The organism is Dactylosporangium sp. CA-139114, assembly GCF_050955725.1.
Classification (GTDB): domain Bacteria; phylum Actinomycetota; class Actinomycetes; order Mycobacteriales; family Micromonosporaceae; genus Dactylosporangium.
Map to the genome: position 1 here is coordinate 7,867,692 of NZ_CP192080.1, position 18,492 is coordinate 7,886,183.

General features: G+C 72.1%; 21 protein-coding genes. 8 read left to right on the plus strand and 13 right to left on the minus strand.

From position 1 onward, the window contains the following. Nucleotides 1-105: 105 nt before the first annotated feature. Complete coding sequence (locus tag ACQP2P_RS35025; RefSeq protein WP_433608280.1) at nucleotides 106-711, minus strand: MarR family winged helix-turn-helix transcriptional regulator; 606 nt, start codon at nucleotides 709-711, stop codon at nucleotides 106-108. Between the two features lie 106 nt (nucleotides 712-817). Here ACQP2P_RS35025 and ACQP2P_RS35030 point away from each other — a divergent pair, with 106 nt between their 5' ends. Beyond that, nucleotides 818-1,381, plus strand: coding sequence for an NADPH-dependent FMN reductase (locus ACQP2P_RS35030; protein ID WP_433608282.1), 564 nt, complete (start codon nucleotides 818-820; stop codon nucleotides 1,379-1,381). 248 nt (nucleotides 1,382-1,629) lie between these two features. Here ACQP2P_RS35030 and ACQP2P_RS35035 read toward each other — a convergent pair whose 3' ends face one another. From ACQP2P_RS35035 to ACQP2P_RS35060, 6 genes are all read right to left on the minus strand, one after another. Beyond that, nucleotides 1,630-2,721 (minus strand): IS630 family transposase, encoded by a 1,092-nt coding sequence (locus ACQP2P_RS35035; protein ID WP_433608031.1) that lies wholly within the window; start codon nucleotides 2,719-2,721, stop codon nucleotides 1,630-1,632. Nucleotides 2,722-2,768: 47 nt separating this feature from the next. Then, nucleotides 2,769-3,764 (minus strand): helix-turn-helix transcriptional regulator, encoded by a 996-nt coding sequence (locus tag ACQP2P_RS35040; protein ID WP_433608284.1) that lies wholly within the window; start codon nucleotides 3,762-3,764, stop codon nucleotides 2,769-2,771. A 262-nt stretch (nucleotides 3,765-4,026) separates the two neighbouring features. Beyond that, nucleotides 4,027-4,860, minus strand: a complete 834-nt coding sequence (locus tag ACQP2P_RS35045; RefSeq protein ID WP_433608286.1) for a pseudouridine synthase — start codon at nucleotides 4,858-4,860, stop codon at nucleotides 4,027-4,029. Continuing rightward, on the minus strand, nucleotides 4,847-6,055 hold the full coding sequence (gene scpB, locus ACQP2P_RS35050) for an SMC-Scp complex subunit ScpB (protein WP_433608288.1): 1,209 nt from the start codon (nucleotides 6,053-6,055) through the stop codon (nucleotides 4,847-4,849). Before scpB ends, ACQP2P_RS35045 begins: the two co-directional genes overlap by 14 nt. After that, nucleotides 6,052-7,140, minus strand: a complete 1,089-nt coding sequence (locus tag ACQP2P_RS35055; protein WP_433619383.1) for a segregation and condensation protein A — start codon at nucleotides 7,138-7,140, stop codon at nucleotides 6,052-6,054. Before ACQP2P_RS35055 ends, scpB begins: the two co-directional genes overlap by 4 nt. A gap of 73 nt (nucleotides 7,141-7,213) precedes the next feature. Further along, complete coding sequence (locus tag ACQP2P_RS35060; RefSeq protein WP_350621314.1) at nucleotides 7,214-8,149, minus strand: ParA family protein; 936 nt, start codon at nucleotides 8,147-8,149, stop codon at nucleotides 7,214-7,216. A 172-nt stretch (nucleotides 8,150-8,321) separates the two neighbouring features. Here ACQP2P_RS35060 and ACQP2P_RS35065 point away from each other — a divergent pair, with 172 nt between their 5' ends. The 4 genes from ACQP2P_RS35065 (at nucleotide 8,322) to ACQP2P_RS35080 (ending at nucleotide 11,990) form a co-directional block, all read left to right on the plus strand. Beyond that, nucleotides 8,322-9,656, plus strand: coding sequence for a protein kinase domain-containing protein (locus ACQP2P_RS35065; RefSeq protein WP_433608290.1), 1,335 nt, complete (start codon nucleotides 8,322-8,324; stop codon nucleotides 9,654-9,656). A gap of 114 nt (nucleotides 9,657-9,770) precedes the next feature. After that, nucleotides 9,771-10,409, plus strand: coding sequence for a SigE family RNA polymerase sigma factor (locus tag ACQP2P_RS35070; RefSeq protein ID WP_433608292.1), 639 nt, complete (start codon nucleotides 9,771-9,773; stop codon nucleotides 10,407-10,409). Beyond that, nucleotides 10,339-11,541, plus strand: a complete 1,203-nt coding sequence (locus ACQP2P_RS35075) for a hypothetical protein (RefSeq protein WP_433608294.1) — start codon at nucleotides 10,339-10,341, stop codon at nucleotides 11,539-11,541. The genes ACQP2P_RS35070 and ACQP2P_RS35075 overlap by 71 nt, the downstream gene beginning before the upstream one ends. Nucleotides 11,542-11,771: 230 nt before the next feature. Beyond that, nucleotides 11,772-11,990 (plus strand): hypothetical protein, encoded by a 219-nt coding sequence (locus ACQP2P_RS35080; RefSeq protein WP_433608296.1) that lies wholly within the window; start codon nucleotides 11,772-11,774, stop codon nucleotides 11,988-11,990. A 9-nt stretch (nucleotides 11,991-11,999) separates the two neighbouring features. On the opposite strand, the gene ACQP2P_RS35085 is transcribed toward ACQP2P_RS35080, so the two are convergent. Genes ACQP2P_RS35085 through ald form a run of 3 tightly spaced genes read right to left on the minus strand, consistent with a single transcriptional unit; the run spans nucleotide 12,000 to nucleotide 14,678 of the window. After that, complete coding sequence (locus tag ACQP2P_RS35085; RefSeq protein WP_433608298.1) at nucleotides 12,000-12,566, minus strand: TetR family transcriptional regulator; 567 nt, start codon at nucleotides 12,564-12,566, stop codon at nucleotides 12,000-12,002. A gap of 37 nt (nucleotides 12,567-12,603) precedes the next feature. Further along, entirely contained in the window at nucleotides 12,604-13,545 is a 942-nt protein-coding gene (locus tag ACQP2P_RS35090; RefSeq protein WP_433608300.1) for a site-specific tyrosine recombinase XerD, read from the minus strand. A gap of 5 nt (nucleotides 13,546-13,550) precedes the next feature. Beyond that, nucleotides 13,551-14,678, minus strand: coding sequence for an alanine dehydrogenase (ald, locus tag ACQP2P_RS35095; RefSeq protein ID WP_433608302.1), 1,128 nt, complete (start codon nucleotides 14,676-14,678; stop codon nucleotides 13,551-13,553). A 153-nt stretch (nucleotides 14,679-14,831) separates the two neighbouring features. On the opposite strand from ald, the gene ACQP2P_RS35100 reads away from it, so the two are divergent. Then, nucleotides 14,832-15,539 (plus strand): RICIN domain-containing protein, encoded by a 708-nt coding sequence (locus ACQP2P_RS35100; RefSeq protein WP_433608304.1) that lies wholly within the window; start codon nucleotides 14,832-14,834, stop codon nucleotides 15,537-15,539. A 10-nt stretch (nucleotides 15,540-15,549) separates the two neighbouring features. Here ACQP2P_RS35100 and ACQP2P_RS35105 read toward each other — a convergent pair whose 3' ends face one another. Next, entirely contained in the window at nucleotides 15,550-16,026 is a 477-nt protein-coding gene (locus tag ACQP2P_RS35105) for a DUF1772 domain-containing protein (protein WP_433608306.1), read from the minus strand. Between the two features lie 81 nt (nucleotides 16,027-16,107). Here ACQP2P_RS35105 and ACQP2P_RS35110 point away from each other — a divergent pair, with 81 nt between their 5' ends. Continuing rightward, nucleotides 16,108-17,046: an AraC family transcriptional regulator gene (locus tag ACQP2P_RS35110; RefSeq protein ID WP_433608308.1), complete on the plus strand. Its 939-nt coding sequence runs from the start codon at nucleotides 16,108-16,110 to the stop codon at nucleotides 17,044-17,046. Beyond that, the gene (locus tag ACQP2P_RS35115; RefSeq protein WP_433608310.1) at nucleotides 17,043-17,438 is read left to right on the plus strand and encodes a YchJ family protein; all 396 of its coding nucleotides are present in this window, start codon (nucleotides 17,043-17,045) and stop codon (nucleotides 17,436-17,438) included. Before ACQP2P_RS35110 ends, ACQP2P_RS35115 begins: the two co-directional genes overlap by 4 nt. Here the strand turns inward: ACQP2P_RS35115 and ACQP2P_RS35120 are convergent. After that, nucleotides 17,420-17,998: a GNAT family N-acetyltransferase gene (locus ACQP2P_RS35120; protein ID WP_433608312.1), complete on the minus strand. Its 579-nt coding sequence runs from the start codon at nucleotides 17,996-17,998 to the stop codon at nucleotides 17,420-17,422. The genes ACQP2P_RS35115 and ACQP2P_RS35120 overlap by 19 nt on opposite strands. A 9-nt stretch (nucleotides 17,999-18,007) precedes the next feature. Further along, complete coding sequence (locus ACQP2P_RS35125; protein WP_433608314.1) at nucleotides 18,008-18,418, minus strand: ATP-binding protein; 411 nt, start codon at nucleotides 18,416-18,418, stop codon at nucleotides 18,008-18,010. Nucleotides 18,419-18,492 lie beyond the last annotated feature (74 nt).

An 18,492-nucleotide genomic window follows, 5' to 3' on the forward strand; every position in this document is an offset into this window, starting at 1 on the left:
GGCACATCTTGTTGCCGACGGCCTCAGCGTCGCCGGATCACGCGTGCGTCACCCCTGGGCGGGCATTCCGACATTTCGGTCTCCCCGGGCGAGCATGCCGTCATCTCACTCTCCCTGGGCGAGCGTTCCGTCATCCTCCCCGGGCGGGCATGCCGTCATCCCGCTCTCGCCGGGCGAGCATTCCGTCATTTCCGAAATGTCGGATTCGGCCGCGCAAACGGGGCGCCTCGTGCACGGCTCGCCCATCGTGCGGTCGGCCTCGGGCAGGCGTGACAGCACCGAGTCGGCGATGCCCAGCAGCGCGTCCACCTGCTCGGGCGCCAGCGCGTCGAAGAACCAGTGCCGCACGTGCGCCACGTGCCGGGGCGCCGCCGCGGCCACCGCCTGCCAGCCGGCCTCGGTCAGCACCACGAACGCCCCGCGCGGGTCGTCGGCGCACGGCTCCCGGGCCACGAGCCCCCGCGCCGTCATCCGCGTGATCTGGTGCGTGAGCCGTGTCTTCTCCCAGTCGGCCGCGACGCGCAGCTGGAACACGCGCAGCCGCCCGCCCGGCGCCTCCGACAGGCTCGCCAGCACCGCGTACTCCGCGATCGTGAGCCCCGTCTCCCGCAGCAACTGCCGGGCCGTGCGGCGCTGAACCTCGGCGTTGAGGGCGAGGTACGCGCGCCACGCCCGCTGCTCCCGCTCGTCCAGCCACCGTGCGTCCGTCACACCGGAAGTCTACGGGCGTGGGTGACACATCACCTTTGCCGTGAGCTATCGTCTTGGTGACACGTCACCCTTCCGGGTGGCGCCACCCAGAAAGAGGAACCACGCTGTGACCAAGGTCGGAATCATCCTCGGCAGCACGCGTCCGGGCCGTAACGGCGAGGCCGTGGCCAAGTGGGTCTACGACATCGCGAGCCGTCGCTCGGACGCGGAGTTTGAGCTGGTCGACCTGCTCGACTACAACCTTCCGCACCTGGACGAGGCCGCGCCGCCGTCCTTCGGGCAGTACGCCAACGAGCACACCAAGCAGTGGTCGGCCAAGATCGCCGAGTTCGACGCCTACATCTTCGTGACGCCCGAGTACAACCACTCGACCAGCGGCGCGCTGAAGAACGCGATCGACTTCCTCTACACCGAGTGGAACAACAAGGCGGCCGGCTTCGTGAGCTACGGCTCCGCGGGCGGCACCCGCGCCGTCGAGCACCTGCGCCTGATCGCGGGCGAGCTGCAGATCGCCGACGTACGCGCCCAGGTCGCGCTGTCGCTCTTCACCGACTTCGAGAACTTCTCGGTCTTCAAGCCGGGCCCGCAGCACGAGTCCTCGCTCACCACGGTCCTCGACCAGACGATCGCGTGGGGCAAGGCCCTGGCGACCGTCCGCAAGGCCGCCTAGCTCGTATATACGAAATGTCGGATATGTCGCGGCGCGCCAGCGCCCGACATATCCGATTCGACTGTTCGGTGCAGGAAGGGTCGACGCGACAAGCGCCGAGGCAGGAACAGTCGACGCCACAAGCGCCGAGGCAGCAAGGGGCGACGCAGCAAGCGCCGGTGCGGCAAGGGGCGACGCAGCAAGCGCCGACGCGGCAAGGGGTCCGTGCTACTGCGCCGGGGCGATGCGCAACTCGTGGACGCGACGAGCTAGTGTCCTGCGTCAGAAATTCGCCTACAAAATCGAGCGAGTGACTCCAGGATCTCCTCGGCGGTCTTGGTCCAGATGAACGGGCGTGGGTTGCTGTTCCAGTCAGCGATCCACGCCCGGATGTCCGCTTCCAGGGCTTGGACGCTCTTGTGGACGCCGCGGCGGATCTTCTGCTCGCTGAGGAACCCGAACCAGCGTTCGACCTGGTTGATCCAGGACGAGCCGGTCGGGGTGAAGTGCATGTGGAAGCGGGGGTGGCGGGCCAGCCAGGCCCGGATGGCCGGGGTCTTATGGGTGCCGTAGTTGTCGCAGATCAGATGCACATCCAGTTCCGCCGGCACGGTCTTGTCGATCGCGACCAGGAACTTCTGGAACTCGGCGGCACGGTGCTGGCGGTGCAGCTGGCTGATCACAGTGCCGTCAGCCACGTTGAACGCGGCGAACAGGCTGGTGATCCCGTTACGGGCGTAGTCGTGGGTACGCCGCTCGGGCATGCCCGGCATCATCGGCAGCACCGGCTGCGAACGGTCCAACGCTTGGATCTGGGACTTCTCGTCAACGCAGAGCACCACCGCCCGTTCCGGTGGGTTGTGATAGAGCCCGACCACGTCAACGACCTTCTCGATGAACAGCGGGTCGGTCGACAGTTTGAACGTGTCCGCCCGGTGCGGTTTCAGCCCGAAGTCCCGCCAGATCCGTCCGATCGTGGACTTCGACAGCCCCGACCGCTGCGCCATCGACGTGCGCGACCAGTGGGTAGCGTTGCGCGGCGTCTGTTCCAGGGTGGCCACCACCACCTCTTCCACCCGGTCCAGGCTGATCGACGGCGGCCGGCCCGGCCGCTGCTCGTCGATCAGCCCGTCCAGACGCTCGGCCAGGAACCGCCGCCGCCACTTGCCCACAGTGGACAGATGCACACCCAAAGCCGTGGCCACATCAGTGTTCGACGTGCCCTCGGCGCACGCCAGAATGATCTTCGCCCGCATCGCCAGGACCTGCGCCGACTTCGCCCGCCGCGACCAGCGGACCAACGTCGCGCGCTCCTCGTCGGACAACACCAGCGGCGGGGTGGGACGCCCGGTCCTCGGCATCCCATCACCCTACACCTATTTATAAGGCGAACTTGTGGCGCGGCACACTAGTTCGGCGACGTGCTGGTGCGGCCCGAGCCGTGCGCGAACCGCCCGGCCAGGGCCGCCCCCGCCTCGATCAGCTCCGGCGGCCCCACCAGCTCGAAGTCCGTGCCGAACATGCTGAACCACGCGGCCAGCCCCGTCCACGACCACGAGCCGGCCGTCACCCGGCAGCGGTCCGGGCCGACGTCCTCGACCAGGGCCTGCCCGCGAACCCACTCGTTCGCCGCCGCGGCCGTGACGTGCAGGATCGCCGTGCCCCTGCACGGGGACAGGTCCTGGCGCTCGAAGCGCTGCGCCACGAAGTCGGTCACGTCCGCGGCCGGCAGCTCCCGCGGCTGGAAGCGGGGGCCGTTGGGGGTGCGCGGGGTCATGCGGTCGACGCGGTACGTGCGCCAGTCCGCACGGTCGAGATCCCAGCCGATCAGGTACCACCGCCCGCCCCACGTCACCAGGTGGTGCGGTTCGGTGCGGCGCGGCGGGCGCTGGTCGTCCGGGCCCTCGATCAGCTCGCGGCGGCCCTCGTAGTCGAAGCGCAGCACCTCGCGCGCGCGAACCGCCGCGCCGATCGCGAGCAGGTGCCCGGCGTCGATGTCGCCCTCGCGCCAGGAGGTCTTCGTCACGCGCGTCACCTGCAGGGCGTCGATGCGGTGGCGCAGGCGCGCGGGCATCACCTGGCGCACCGTGGCCAGGGCCCGCAGCGCCGCCTCCTCGACGCCCTGGACCGACATCGTCGCCGTCTGCAGGGCGACGGCCACGGCCACGGCCTGGTCGTCGTCGAACAGCAGCGGCGGCAGCTCGGAGCCGACGTCGAGCCGGTAGCCGCCGTCCGGCCCGCGCGTCGCCTGCACCGGGTAGCCCAGCTCGCGCAGCCGGTCCACGTCCCGGCGAACCGTGCGCGGGCTAACCTCGAGCCGCTCGGCGAGCGTCCGGCCGGGCCAGTCGCGGCGGGCCTGCAGCAGGGACAGCAGGGCCAGCAGTCGCGCCGAGGTTTCGAGCATGGGCTCAGTATTGCCCGCGTACAGGACAGAGGCTGTCCTCATCCCGGCCCACGGCGAACACGGCATCCCGCTCCGCGGCAGACACGGAATCCCGGCCCGCAGCGAACACAGCATCCCGCTCCGCGACAGAACACGGAATCCCCGCCCGCGACAGAACACGGAATTCCGGCCCGCGGCGAACACGGCATCCACCTCCGCGACAGAACACGGAATCCCCGCCCGCAGCGGACGCGGGATCCTGGCCCGCGGCGAACGCGGAAAACTACTCCCCGACCGCCTTGAAGAGCGCCCCGATCTCGGCCTGCGACAGGTGCCGCGTGCGCCCCTGCCGCAGGTCGCCGAGGCGGATCGGGCCGATCTGGGTGCGGATGAGCCGCTGCACGGGGAAGCCGACGGCGTCGAACATGCGCCGGACGATGTGGTTGCGACCCTCGTGCAGGACCACCTCGACGAGGGCCACCTTGCCGTAGGCGTCCACGACCCGGAACGAGTCGACCTTCACCGGGCCGTCCTCGAGGGTCACGCCGGACTTGAGCTCGCGGCCCATCGCGCGCGGGACGGGGCCGGGGATCTCCACCTGGTAGGTCTTGGCCACCTCGTAGGACGGGTGCATGAGCTTGTGCGCGAGCCCGCCGTCGTTGGTGAGCAGGATCAGGCCCTCGCTGTCCTGGTCGAGCCGGCCCACGTGGAACACCCGCGACTCGATGTTGGGCACGAGGTCCGAGATCGCGTTGCGGCCCTTCTCGTCGTCCATCGTGGAGACGACGCCGCGCGGCTTGTTCAGCGCGATGTACACCAGCCGGGTGTCCGTCACCAGGCGCTGCCCATCGACGTGGATGGCGTCGCGGCTCGGGTCGGCCTTGTCGCCGAGGCTCGCCTCGCGGCCGTTGACCGTGACCCGGCCCTCGTCGATCATGCGCTCGCAGGCGCGGCGCGACCCGAGCCCGGCGGCGGCCAGGATCTTCTGCAGCCGCTCCTCGCGCCGCGGCGCCTCGGCGTCGGGCGGGGCGTCGAAGGCTGAGCCCTCGAACTCGGGTCCGGCGAACCCGGGGGCGGGCACGGAGGCGGAGTCAACGGACGGGTCAACGCTGGGCATCGGCGATCTCATCTATGTCGTCGGGCAGGAACGGGGCGAGCGGGGGCAGCTGCTCGACGCTGTCCAGGCCGAGTTTCTCCAGGAACAGCGTGGTCGTCTTGTAGAGGAACGCGCCGCTCTCGGGCTCGCTGCCGATCTCCTCGATCAGGCCCCGCGTTACCAGCGTACGGACCACGCCGTCACAGTTCACACCCCGGATGGCGGAAATGCGCGACCTCGTCACCGGCTGCTTGTACGCGATCACGGCGAGTGTCTCCAACGCCGCCTGGGTCAACCGGATCTGCTGCCCGTCGAGCACGAACTTCTCGACATAGGCCGCATACTCGGGCCGGGTGTAGAGCCGCCAGCCCCCGGCCACGCGCCGAAGATCAAACCCGAAACCCAGCCGCGTGTACTGCGCTGAAGCCTCCTCCAGCGCCCCGACCACCCGCTCGACGGGCTGGTCGAGCACCTGGGCGAGCGTGACCTCGCTGGTCGGCTCGTCGACGACGAGCAGAATGGCCTCGACGGCCCCACGCAGCTCGGCGTCACCCATCTCGGGCTTGGCGTCCCCGGCACCGGGCTCCGTGGCCGCCTCGGGGACCGGCACCGCAAGCCCCGGCAGCGTGTCAGCAACCACCTCGGACTCAGGCTGCACCTCGGACTCAGGCTGCACCTCGGACTCAGGCTGCGTCTCCAGCTCGGGCTGCGGCTCCGGCTCGGCCTGAACCTCGGGCTCAGACTCGACGACAACCGGCTCGGCTTCCGCCTCGGGCTGCGGCTCCGGCTCTACCTCAACCTCGGGCTCAGCGACGACCGACTCGGCTTCCGCCTCGGGCACGGGCCGCGTTTCCGCCTCGAGCCCAGGCTCAGCGACGACCGACTCGGCTTCCGCCTCGGGCACGGGCCGCGTTTCCGCCTCGGGCCCAGGCTCAACGGCGACCGGCTCGGGCTCAACCTCAGCTTCAGGCTCAACCTCGCCCTCAGCTTCAGGCTCGGGCGAAGGCTCAGGCGAAGGCTCAGACGATGGTGATGGCGACGGCGAAGGCGCAGCCGACGGCGCAGCTGAAGGCGAGGGCTCGGCCTCGTCGGACTGCCACTGGAGCTCGGGAAACGACTGAGCGGCCGGCGGCTCCGGCTTCGGACGCGCCCACGGCGGCACCCAGCTCGCGGCCTGGTCGGCCAACGACCCGGCGGGCTTGTCGTCCTCGTTCACTCGTCCACCTCGTTGTCCACGTCCGCCGCGGCCGCGGCAAGCTCCACGTCCGCCGCAGCCGAAGCAAGCTCCACGTCCGCCGCAGCCGAAGCGCGCTCCGCCCCCGGCGACTCCGAAGCTTCCACCGAACCGGCGGCATCGTCCAGGGATTCTGCGGCGTCGCCCGGCTCCGGCTCCTTGGCGGGCGGCGCCGGCGACCCCTCGTACTCCTCGACCTGGATCTCCACGTTCGCGTCCTCGGCCGCGGTCCAGCGCACGATCAGCTCGCCGAGGGCCTGGACCTGTTCGAAGCCGACGAGGTTCTCGCGGTACAGCTCCAGCAGCGCCAGGAAGCGGGCCACCACCTCGAGGGTCGTCTCGCAGTCGGCGCAGAGCTCGGCGAAGGTCGCCACCCGGCGCTCGAACAGCCGGTCGCGCAGCAGGTTGGCGTGCTCCCGGACGCTGACGCGCACCTGGTGGATGTGCGCGACCGAGACCACCGGCGGCACCTTGGGGGTGAACGCCCGGACGGCGAGCTTGAGCAGCCGCTTCGGACCGATGCCGAGGACCAGGTCGGGCAGGGCCTCCGCATACTGCGGCTCGAGGGAGACCGCGCGCGGGTACCGCCGCGCCCCGATGGCCTCGAGCCCCTGGATGTGCGCGGCCGCCTCCTTGAACGCCTTGTACTGCAACAGCCGCGCGAACAGCAGGTCCCGCGCCTCGAGCAGCGCGAGGTCCTCCTCGTTCTCGACCGTGGCCGACGGCAGCAGCCGGGCCGCCTTCAGGTCCAGCAGCGTGGCCGCGATCACGAGGAACTCGGAGGTCTCGTCGAGGTCCCAGTCGTCGCCCATCGCGCGGATGTAGGAGATGAAGTCGTCGGTGACCGTGTGCAGCGCGACCTCGGTCACGTCGAGCTTGTGCTTGCCGATGAGCTGCAGCAGCAGGTCGAACGGCCCCTCGAAGTTGGACAGCTTCACCTGGAAGCCCGAGGGGGCCGGCGTCGCCGGCGGCACGTCCGGTGTGGGCGCCTCAGGCGCCGGCGCGTCGGGAGCCGGCTCGTCGGGAGCCGGCGCGTCCGCGAGCACCGGCGCCTCGGCGTCCACCACCGCGGGCGCCGAGGACTCCACAACCGGCTCAGTCACGCGAAGAACCTAGCGCACGAACAGCGAAAAGCCCCTATTAGAGACGCCGCTCGGCCTGCTGCGCGATGACCTCCCGCGCCAGCTGCCGGTAGTTGCGCGCGCCGGACGAGGCCGGGTCGAGCGTGGTGATGGGCGCGCCCGCGACCGTCGACTCCGGGAACTTCACGGTCTTCGTGATGACGGTCTGGTACACCTTGTCGCCGAACGCCTCCACCACGCGCTGCAGCACCTGGCGGCAGTGGGTGGTCCGGCTGTCGTACATGGTCGCGAGGATGCCCTCGAGCTCCAGGTCGAAGTTGAGCCGCTCGCGCACCTTGTCGATCGTGTCCAGCAGCAGCGCCACCCCGCGCAGCGAGAAGAACTCGCACTCCAGCGGGATCATCACGCCGTGCGCGACGGTGAGCGCGTTGATCGCCAGCAGGCCGAGCGACGGCTGGCAGTCGATCAGGATGAAGTCGTATTCCTTGAGCACCGGCCGCAGCACGCGGGCCAGCGCCATCTCGCGCGCGACCTCCGTGACGAGCTGGATCTCGGCCGCCGAGAGGTCGATGTTCGCGGGGAGCAGGTGCAGCCCGGCGATGTCCGTTTTGATCCGGATGTCCTCGACCGTCACGTCGGAGTCCATCAGGATGTTGTAGATCGTGAGGTCGAGGTTGTGCGGGTTGACGCCGAGGCCGACCGAGAGGGCGCCCTGGGGGTCGAAGTCGACGAGCAGCACCCGCCGGCCGTATTCCGCGAGCGCCGCGCCGAGGTTGATGGTCGACGTGGTCTTGCCCACGCCGCCCTTCTGGTTGGCCATGGCGATGATCCGCGCCGGGCCGTGCCGGTCCATCGGCATCGGCTCGGGGATCGGCTTGCGCATCGTGTACGCGGTCGGGTCCGCCGGCCCGAGCTCCGCACCGAGGTCAAGCGAGGCCTGCTCGGCGCGCATCGTGGTGGTCCACGACTCCGCCTGGTCGCCCATGCCTGTCATCGCTGTCTTCGCCCCTCCCGGCGGCGTTGTCTCCGCCCCGGGGACCGAAATCGGCGTCCGGTCTTCAGGGGGAGCGAGTCAGCCGTTGCCCGACTCTACCGTCCCTGCAGCGTACATACCGCGCCGCGCGCCCGGCGTGTCGCGAAGCTCATCGTTGGGTACGGTCATTGCCGTGTTGGGACCAGGGGACGTGCTCGGCGACCGGTACCGCCTCGATGAGTTCGTCGCCAGCGGCGGCATGGGGCAGGTCTTCCGCGCCACCGACAAGACGCTCGGCCGTACCGTCGCGGTGAAGGTGCTGCTCCCGGGCCACGGCAGCAACGACGAGTTCGGCAGCCGTTTCCGCTCCGAGGCGCGGATCATGGCCTCGATCGGCCACCCGGGCGTCGTCGGGGTCTACGACTACGGCGAGACCCCCGAGGGCACGATGTTCCTGGTCATGGCGTTCGTCGACGGCCGGCCCCTGGGCGAGCGCATCGCGGCCGAGGGCACCCTGTCGGTCGGCGAGACCCTCGACGTCGTGGCGCAGGCGGCCGACGCGCTGCACGCCGCGCACGAGATGGGGATCATCCACCGCGACGTCAAGCCCGGCAATCTCCTGGTCGGCGAGAACGGGGCGGTGACGCTGGTCGACTTCGGCGTGGCCCGCTCGGCCCAGGTGACCGCGGTGACGAAGCTCAACGCGGTGATCGGCACCGCGCTGTACATGTCGCCGGAGCAGGCTTCGGGCCACCCGATCTCGCCGTCGGCGGACATCTACGCGCTGGGCGTGGTGGCGTACCACTGCGTCACCGGCGCCCCGCCGTTCACCGGCAACTCTCCGCTCGAGATCGCCATCAAGCACCTGCAGGACGAGCCGCCGCCGCTGCCCGCCACCCTCCCGCCGGCCACCCGGGCGCTGATCGAGCGCGCGATGGCGAAGGACCCCGCGGACCGGTTCCCGACCGCCGCGGCGATGGCGGCCGCGGCCCGCGCCGCGCGCGACGGCACCGCGGAGGACCTGGCGCTCGCCCCGGCGGTCCGCGCCTCCGCGCCCACCACGGTGATCGCCGCGCCGGGCGCCACCCCCGCCGACGGGGACGTCCCCGGCCGGCCGGTCTGGATGCCGATCGCCGCCACCGCCGCCGTGATCGCCCTGGTCGCGGGCGTGATCCTGGCGGTCGTGGCGCTGTCGCGCAAGGCGTTCGACCCGAGCTTCCCGGACGCCCGCCCCACCGTGTCGGCCACGCCGGCGGCCTCGGAGACGGCCAAGGCCCCCGGCGTCCCGATCGCGTCGCACAACCCGACCCCGGGCGCCTCGGCCGAGGCCACCAGCGCGACGAACACGGCCCCGCCCAGCTCCCCCGCGCCCGGGAACAACCCGGTGTCCTCGGCCCCGCCGGTGACGAGGACCACCACCCCGCCCCCGCCGACCACGGACGCCGCCACCCCGCCCCCGGTCTCGGCCGAGGCGACGAACGCCGGCGGCAACGGCGCGGGCAACGGCGCGGGCAACCGCGGGGCCTGACAACCGCTGAACCGGGGCCGAATCCGGACAAATAGGCGACGAAAATTCCTTCGATCGTGTGCAACCCTTCCCGGGGCGCTTGCGTCTACCCCCGAACGAAGGGAGCCCGAACGGGTGAACCAAGACGACGAGGCGCACTTCCGCGAATTCGTCACCGCGCGATTCGACGGGCTTCGCTCCCTCGCCTACCTGACGTGCGGGGACTGGCACGCCGCCGAGGACGCGGTGGCCGCGTCCCTGGCCAAGCTGTACGTGCGCTGGACGAAGGTCGACACCCCGCTGGCGTACGTGCGGCGGGCGATCGTGCACGCGCTGGTCGACGAGTCGCGGCGGCCCTGGCGGCGCCGCGAGCGGTCGGCCGGCTACGCGCTGCCCGAGCTGCCCGGGCCCGACCACGCCGATCAGGTCGACGAGCGGCTCCGGATTCGCGCCGCGCTCGCCCGTATGGCACCGGGCCAGCGCGCCGTGCTGGTCCTGCGGTACTACGAGGGGCTGAGCGTTGAGGAGACCGCCGAGGTGCTCGGCCGCCAGCCGGGGACCGTCAAGAGTCAGACCGCCCGCGGGCTCGCCGCGCTCCGCGCGCTCCTGGGCACGGACGAGCTCCGTGTCCGCGACGACCTTGCGCAGGGCACTCCAGCGGGTGGTGTCGGCATCGGCCGCGAGCAGGACGGGAGGGAAGGGCATGGAACAGGATCTGCACACGCTGCTGACGTCGGTCCGGGACGACGCGCCGCCACCGCGGCTCAGCGTTGACGACATCACCGCCGCGGGCCGGCACCTGGTGCGGCGCCGACGGCGGCTGACCCTGCTCTCCTCCGTCGGCGGCGGCGCGGTCACCGCGGTCGCGGCCCTCACCGCGGTGCTGATGCTCACCGGCTCGCCCCGCGCGCTGACCCCGGCCGTGGACCCGAGCGTGCTGGCCAGCCCCGTCGCGCCGGCGCCGACCGCGTTCGTCGAGGCGGCCGCGTTCAGCACGACCTACCAGGGCTACAAGGCCGGGCCGTATCAGGTCGGCGACCCCGACCTGGTGACCAACGCCTACCAGCAGTCCACGATCGCGACGGTGCCCGGCGCCGGCCCGACGCCGTCGGAGTCGGAGTCGGCCGAGGCGGCGAACCCGGTGCGCTCGGCCGGTCCGGGCGCGGCGGCGAAGGCGAGGGACATCCCCGCCGGCGGGATCCTCGTGGTGTACCGCCCGGGCGCCTTCGAGCCGCTGCTGTTCGAGAAGGGCGGCGAGAAGGTCCGGCTGCGCGACGGCGGCTCCGGGCTGCTGGCCTACGCCGGGACCGTGAACGCGCCGCCGGTGACGCCGGGCAACCAGGCGATCGCCGGGCGCGCGGGCCTGGTGCCGACGCTCGCCTGGCAGTACACCGGCGACGCCTGGGCGGCGATCTACTGGTCGGCGTGGGAGAACGTGCCCGACCGCGAGCATCTGCTCGCGATCGCCGACGGGCTCACGCCCTCGGTGCCGCGGCAGTTCCCGGTGGCGTTCCAGCCGGCGACGGTACCGCGGGGCTACCAGTTGCTGTCCGTGAGCTACGGCGGCGACGTGGTCACCGGCGACGAGGTGGTCTCGGCCGCACGGCTGACCGCGAAGCCCCCGGCGCTGCCGATCTACCAGCCGTACGTCTTCGACGACCTGCCGGTGCTGACCCTGGCGGCCGGGCACACGGACGCGGGGCCGAAGCTGGCGGGCCGGCTCGACTGCGACGGGCAGATCCGCTGCACGAAGGTGGCCGACACCGGCAAGACCTACGTCTACGCCGAGGCCGGCAACACGAAGCTCAGCGCCCCGCTCACCCAGCTGGCGCTCGGCATCAGGCTCGAGGGCGATCTCGGCGAGAGCGGCACCTGGCCACCCGCCGCGAAGGTGTTCGCGAACTGAGCCGGTCATGACGGCACCCCGGCCGCGGAAAAAAGCGCGTGCGCGCGCGGCCGGGGTGCTGTTACCGTTGGTCCATGCGTTTCTGAGCCCATCGACGCCGCGCGTGCCGCCGCTGACCGCCTGAGCCGGTCCAGCCGGACGGCCCCCGTTGTGGGTTCATCTCTTCCCGCTTCGTCGCGCGGCCGCAGTCTGCCCACCCAGCCAGCCCGCCGTCCGCGAAGGAGACGCTCATGCCTGCCGTGAACCACGAACCGGAAGACACCACCACCGAGGCGACCGAGGCCGCAACCGCCGCCGAGAGTCCCGAGGACCAGCCGGCCAACCCGCTCGAGGCGATCCGCCGGGCCCAGGCCAACCGCACGTTCCCGACCGGGGGCGGCCGGGGCGGCCGGGGCATCGGCAAGGGCGGCAACCCGCAGGCGCCGAGGATGTACAACCGCCACAAGTGAGCGAGGGTGTCACGGGGCGCCGGTGAGGTACTGCTGCACCGTCGCCCCGATCCGCTCGACCACCGTCTCGACCGGCATGTGCGCGACCGGCGGGATGCGCAGGATGTGCCGGCAGATCGCCAGCCCGAGCATCTGGGTGGCGAGCAGCCCGGCCCGCTGCTGCGCCTCGGCCTCGTCGCCGCCGCAGAGCCGGCGCACGATGGGCACGATCTGCTCGGCGAAGACGCCGCGGACCCGCTCGGCGACGGTCTCGTCGGTGGCGGCCGAGCGCAGCAGGGTCAGCAGCACGTCGCCGGTCGGGTCCTCCTCCCAGCGGCGCACCCAGTGCCGCACCAGCTCCGGCCCGAGCCGCTCCGGCGGGATGGCCGAGACGTCGGGCATGCGCAGGTCGATGTCGACGGCCGCGGCGAAGAGGCGTTCCTTGCTGCCGTAGTAGCGCATCACCATCGACGGGTCGATGGCGGCGTCGGCGGCGATCGCGCGGATGGTGGCGCGCTGGTAGCCGTCCTCGGCGAAGCGGACCCGGGCGGCGTGCAGGATGGCGGCGCGGGTGGCATCCGAGCGGCGAACGGTCACAGCCGCGACCTTAGGCCAACAAGCGTTGGCCTCCAAGTCACCGGGCGCGGGGGTGGGCGGTGGCGTACACCTCGCGCAGGCGGTCGACGGTCACCAGCGTGTACACCTGCGTCGTGGTGACCGAGGCGTGCCCGAGCAACTCCTGCACGACCCGGATGTCGGCCCCGCCGTCGAGCAGGTGCGTGGCGAACGAGTGCCGCAGGGTGTGCGGCGACACCCCCGACGGCCCGTCCACCGGCAGCCCGGCCCGATCGGCGGCCTTGCGCAGGATCGTCCAGGCGCTCTGCCGCGACAGCGCTCCCCCGCGGGCGTTGAGGAACACGTTCGGCGCCCCGGTGCCGTGGGCGGCGAGGGCGGGGCGGGCGCGGACCAGGTAGGCGTCCAGCGCCGAGCGCGCGTAGCTGCCCATGGGCACGAGCCGGGTCTTGCCGCCCTTGCCGTGCAGGGTCGCCATCCCCGGCCGGGCGTCGAGGTCGAGGTCGTCGACGGCGAGCCCGACCGCCTCGGAGATGCGGGCGCCGGTGCCGTAGAGCACCTCCAGCAGCGCCGCGTCGCGCAGGTCGAGCGGCCCGCCGAGGGCGGCCCCGGGCACGGCCAGCAGCCGCGCGACCTGGTCGACGTCGAGCGCCTTCGGCAGCCGCTTGGGCAGCGCGGGCGGCTTCACCTCGCGGGACGGGTCGCTCGGGGTGAGGCCCTCGAGCAGGGCGAAGCGGTGCAGGCCACGCACGGCGCTGGCGGCGCGCGCGGCCGAGGAGGCCGAGAGCGCCACGGCGTCCCCGGCGGGCGCGCGCAGGTCGGCGACGTGGGCGGCGATGTCGCGCGTGGTCACGTCGGCCAGGTCGGCGATGCCCGCCGCGACCAGCCAGTCCACATACCGGTCGAGGTCGCGGCGGTACGACGCCAGGGTGTTGGCGGCCAGCGCCCGCTCCACCGTGAGGTGGTCGAGGTATGAGTCGACGGCGCGGCGCGGGTCCACCATGCGTCCTATGCCGGGTTCCCTGTCAACACGTCCTGCAGGGCGACGTGCTCCATGCCGTGCGCGTCGGCGACCGGGCCGTAGGTGACGTGCCCGTCGTGCGTGTTGAGGCCGAGGGCCAGGGCCGGGTCGCGGCGCAGGGCCTCGCGCCAGCCGCGGTTGGCCAGCTCCAGCGCGTAGGGCAGGGTGACGTTGGTCAGCGCGTAGGTGCTGGTGTGCGGCACCGCGCCGGGCATGTTCGCCACGCAGTAGAAGACCGAGTCGTGCACCCGGAAGGTGGGATCGTCGTGCGTGGTCGGGCGCGAGTCCTCGAAGCAGCCGCCCTGGTCGATCGAGATGTCGACGAGCACGCTGCCCGGCTTCATGCGCTTGACCAGCTCGTTGCTGATGAGCTTGGGCGCCTTCGCCCCGGGCACGAGCACCGCGCCGATCACGAGGTCGGCGTCGAGCACGGCCTTTTCGATCTCGTACCCGTTCGACGCGATCGTCTGCAGGTGCCCCTGGTAGATGGCGTCGGCCCCGCGCAGCCGGGCGATGTTCTTGTCGAGCAGCAGCACCTCGCCGTGCATGCCCAGCGCGATCGCGGCCGCGCTCAGCCCGGAGACGCCGGCCCCGATGACGACGACCTTGGCCGCGTGGACGCCGGGGACGCCGCCGAGCAGCACGCCGCGCCCGCCGCCCGCGCGCATGAGGTGGTAGGCGCCGACCTGCGGAGCCAGGCGCCCGGCGACCTCGGACATCGGGGCGAGCAGCGGCAGTGAGCGGTCGGCCAGCTCGACGGTCTCGTAGGCGATGCCGGTGACCTTGCGCTCGACGAGGGCCTGGGTGCAGGCCTTGGACGCGGCCAGGTGCAGGTAGGTGAAGAGCACCTGACCGGCGCGCATCCGGTGGTACTCCTCGGCGATGGGTTCCTTGACCTTGAGCACGAGCTCGCCCTCGGCCCAGGTGTCGTCCGCGGACGGCAGGATGGTGGCGCCGGCCCCGCGGAACTCCTGGTCGGTGATCGTGGAGCCCTCGCCGGCCCCGGTTTCGACGAAGACCTCGTGCCCGTTCGCGGCGAGCTCGTGGACGCCGGCGGGCGTGATCGCCACGCGGTACTCGTGGTTCTTGACCTCGCGCGGAATTGCGACCTTCACGTTGACCCCTCTCCACGCAGCGCGTCATTGCACTGTGTGTCCAAGGCGGAGTTTATGGCCCTCTCCCACTACCCGTCGGCCGCACAGTGTGAACTCCTGAGCAGCGGGATTGACAGGTTGTCCGGGGCGGACGGTGATCTATGCTGTGCGGCCATGACCGTCTACGGCGGGCCCCGCCCCTCGCTGCCCGGGCCGAAGCACGACAAGGTCCTGCTCGGCGCGGCCGCGATCGCCGTGCTGGCGGTCATCGTGGGCATCATCCTCGGGGCCCGGGCGTTCATGTCCGACGATCCCCAGGCGGCCGGCGCGACGCAGGCCCCGCTGAGCGCCGGCGAGGACTCCTCCGCCCCGGCTCCCCCGCCCTCGGCCGCGCCCCCGCCCAGCCCCACCGCGAGCCCGACGCCGTCACCGACGCCGCCGAAGGCCGCGCTGCTGGCCGCGAAGCCGTCGCTGATCCGCCCCGACCACTCGCAGCTGTGCCTGCAGGCCAACGGGGGCAACGGCGGCAACACCACCCAGCAGGGCTGCGACGGCAACAACCCGACCGAGATGTGGGTGCCGCAGGCGATCGGCGGCTCACAGGACACGTTCCAGTTCGTCAACGCGGCCGACAACCGGTGCCTGAGCGTGAGCAACAACTCGAAGGACAACTTCGCCCAGGTGTGGCTGTGGGACTGCCACGCCGACATCGGCCAGCTGTGGAAGCTGGTGCCCGACAACGGCGGGTACCGCCTGCTCAACCCCAACAGCAACCGCTGCCTGACGATCGAGGGGGGCAACCCGCAGCCGGGCGCGGTCGCGCGCATCTTCGACTGCAACGGCCAGGCCGACGAGCGCTACAAGTTCCAGCCCCTCGGCTGAGCGCGGGCCGTCACGCCCGCAGCAGGGCGAGCGCGAGCGTGAGCAGGGAGCCGGCCGAGACGACGGTGCGCACCAGGTTCCAGCCCGTCCACGGGCCCTCGAAGGCCTGGCGCACCGCGGCCGGGTCGGCGATCCGCGCGACCGGGCCGGCGGCCTCGAGCGTGGTGTTCATCGGCACGTTGAGCGCCACGGTGACGAGGACGGTGACGGCGTACAGCACCGCCGTCGCCACCAGCCAGGGCAGCGGTCCCCGGTGGCCGGGCGACAGGTGCAGCAGCACCGCGACGACGGCGAGCAGCAGCGCGCCGAGGAACGCGGTCATGAACCAGCCGTTGAGGATGACCCGGTTGATCCGCTGCATCACGTCGATGAAGGTCCGGTCCTCGACCTGGTGCAGGGCCAGCATGACCGAGGTGGAGTAGGCGAAGAAGACGCCGGCGGAGAGGCCCACGAGCACGGTGGTGGCGGCGAGGAGGACGTTTCGCATGCATTCCAGTGCATCGGCCCGGGCCGAGACGCACCATGGCCGAGACGCGCCGATGCATGCGCCACCGTCTACGGTGACCGGATGGACGCGCTCACCGCACTGCTCGACGGGCCCCGGGCCCGCGGCGCCTTCCTGCTCCGCTCGGTCCTGACGCCGCCGTGGTCGCTGCGCATCCGGGACGAGGCCGCGCTGACCGTCGCGGCAGTGGTGCGCGGCAATGCCTCCTACGTCGGCGACGACGGCGAGATCGCGCTCGCCGGGCCGGGGGACGTGCTGGTGATCCGCGGCCCGGAGCCGTACACGGTCGCCGAGCCGCCCGGCACCGCCCCGCAGATCGTGATCCACCCCGGGCAGCGCTGCACCACCCCGGGCGGCGTGGACCTGGCCGAGGAGATGCATCTCGGGGTGCGCACGTGGGGTACTGATCCCGACGGCCCGACACTCATCCTCACCGGCGCCTACCAGCTCGCCGGCGAGGTGAGCCGGCGGCTGCTCACCGCCCTGCCCCGGGTGCTCGTGGTGGCCCGGGAGGAGTGGGACACGCCGCTGGTGGCGCTGCTGGCCGACGAGATCGCCAAGGACCGGCCCGGGCAGGAGGCGGTGCTCGACCGGCTGCTGGACCTCATGCTCATCACGGCGCTGCGCACCTGGCTGGCCCGGCCGGGCTCGGGGGCGCCGGGCTGGTACCGCGCCCAGTCCGACCCGATCGTCGGCCCGGCCCTGCGGCTGCTGCACCACAACCCGGCCCTGTCCTGGACGGTCGCCGGCCTCGCGGCCAAGGTCGGCGTCTCCCGGGCGCTGCTGGCCCGGCGCTTCGGCGAGCTCGTCGGCGAGCCGCCGATGGCCTACCTGGCCGGCTGGCGCCTCGCGCTCGCCGCGGACCTGCTGCTGGAGCCGGACGCGACGCTCGCCGCGGTCGCCCGGCGGGTCGGCTACGGCAGCGCGTTCGCGCTCAGCGCCGCGTTCAAGCGTGTCCGCGGGGTGTCGCCCCAGACCCATCGGGAACAATGTTCGGCATGACTTCGACCGGCCCGGGCGGCCTGCCCGACACCTGCCCCTGCGGCCTCGGCGAGCCGTACGACGAGTGCTGCGGGAAGTACCACCGCGGCGCGGAGCCGCCGAGCGCCGAGCTGCTGATGCGGGCCCGGTACTCGGCCTACGTCGTCGGCGACCGCCGGTTCCTGCTGCGCACGTGGAGCGAGAAGACCAGGCCGCGGGCCCTGACGCTGGAGGCCGACCAGAACTGGCAGGGGCTGACGATCCTCGACCGGTCCGGCGGCGGCCTGTTCGACACCGAGGGCATCGTGGAGTTCCAGGCGCGGTTCGTCGCCGACGGCCGGCCGGGCAAGATGCACGACCGGAGCCGGTTCGAGAAGGTCGGCGGGGCCTGGCGCTACGTGGACGAGGTCTGACGGCTGCGCCACTCGCGGTCGAGCATGGCGTAGACGTACTGGTCGCCGTACTCCCCCTTGAAGATCTCGTCCTCGACGAAGTGTGCCTCGCGGCGCATGCCGAGCCGGGTGAGCAGTCCCCACGAGGCGGTGTTGCGGGTGTCGCAGGCGGCGTAGATCCGGTGCAGGCCGAGGCCCTCGAAGCCCAGGCGCAGCATCGCCTCGCAGGCCTCGCGGGCGTAGCCGCGCCCCTGGAAGGCGGGGCTGAGCGTGAAGCCGAGCTCGCCCTGCCGGTGCGCGACGCTGGCCCAGCGCAGCACCACCTGCCCGACGACCCGCGGCCGCCCCTCCGGCTCGGCCTGCATGGCCAGCGTCAGCCACTGGCCCTCCTCGGTCAGGGCGGCCTGGCCCTTGCGCCGCTCGAGCGCGGCCCGGGTCTCCTGCGGGGTGTGCACCTCCCAGTAGAGGTAGCGCACCACCTCGGGGTCGCCGGTCATCAGGTGCAGGTCGTCGTAGTCGCCGTCGGCGAAGGGGCGCAGCGTGAGCCGCTCGGTCCGGATCGGGTAGTCGGGTCGCAGCACCCGCGCAGCCTAGTCGGACACCGCACTGCTCAGCCGCACAATTGTTCCGGCCTCGCCGGTCGTCACGAGCACGTCGTCGACCAGGTGCCGGGCCAGCCACAGCCCGCGGCCGCTGATCGCGCTGCTCGGCGGCAGGGCGGCCTCGCCGCTGAGCCGCTCCTCGGGGATGCCGGCGCCCTTGTCCACGACCTCGCAGACGAGCACCCCGTCGGCCACCCACATCCGCAGGGTGCCGCCCCCGCCCGCGTGGCGCACGGCGTTGGTGACGATCTCGTTGACCGCGAGCACGAAGTCCTCGAGCCGCTGCCCGGTCAGCCCCGCTGCGGCGGCGCCGCGGTTCACGGCGTGACGCACAGGGGTGATCAGTGCGACGTCGAAGTCCTCGACCAGCAGCGCCGTCGTCTGAACGGCTTCAGCCACGGTGTCACCTTTCCGCTGCGTCTCGCCTCGCTGAGCGTACATCGAGCTTCCGGCGGCCCGCGGTCAAGTCACCC

Excerpts from the sequence above, each read along its gene's own strand:
- ACQP2P_RS35100 (WP_433608304.1), top strand. The coding sequence starts at position 14,832 with ATGACCGTCTACGGCGGGCCCCGCCCCTCGCTGCCCGGGCCGAAGCAC.
- ACQP2P_RS35090 (WP_433608300.1), bottom strand. The coding sequence starts at position 13,545 with ATGGTGGACCCGCGCCGCGCCGTCGACTCATACCTCGACCACCTCACG.
- ACQP2P_RS35080 (WP_433608296.1), top strand. The coding sequence starts at position 11,772 with ATGCCTGCCGTGAACCACGAACCGGAAGACACCACCACCGAGGCGACC.
- ACQP2P_RS35075 (WP_433608294.1), top strand. The coding sequence starts at position 10,339 with ATGGAACAGGATCTGCACACGCTGCTGACGTCGGTCCGGGACGACGCG.
- ACQP2P_RS35110 (WP_433608308.1), top strand. The coding sequence starts at position 16,108 with ATGGACGCGCTCACCGCACTGCTCGACGGGCCCCGGGCCCGCGGCGCC.
- ACQP2P_RS35045 (WP_433608286.1), bottom strand. The coding sequence starts at position 4,860 with ATGCCCAGCGTTGACCCGTCCGTTGACTCCGCCTCCGTGCCCGCCCCC.
- ACQP2P_RS35035 (WP_433608031.1), bottom strand. The coding sequence starts at position 2,721 with ATGCCGAGGACCGGGCGTCCCACCCCGCCGCTGGTGTTGTCCGACGAG.
- ACQP2P_RS35060 (WP_350621314.1), bottom strand. The coding sequence starts at position 8,149 with ATGACAGGCATGGGCGACCAGGCGGAGTCGTGGACCACCACGATGCGC.
- ACQP2P_RS35115 (WP_433608310.1), top strand. The coding sequence starts at position 17,043 with ATGACTTCGACCGGCCCGGGCGGCCTGCCCGACACCTGCCCCTGCGGC.
- ACQP2P_RS35105 (WP_433608306.1), bottom strand. The coding sequence starts at position 16,026 with ATGCGAAACGTCCTCCTCGCCGCCACCACCGTGCTCGTGGGCCTCTCC.
- ACQP2P_RS35040 (WP_433608284.1), bottom strand. The coding sequence starts at position 3,764 with ATGCTCGAAACCTCGGCGCGACTGCTGGCCCTGCTGTCCCTGCTGCAG.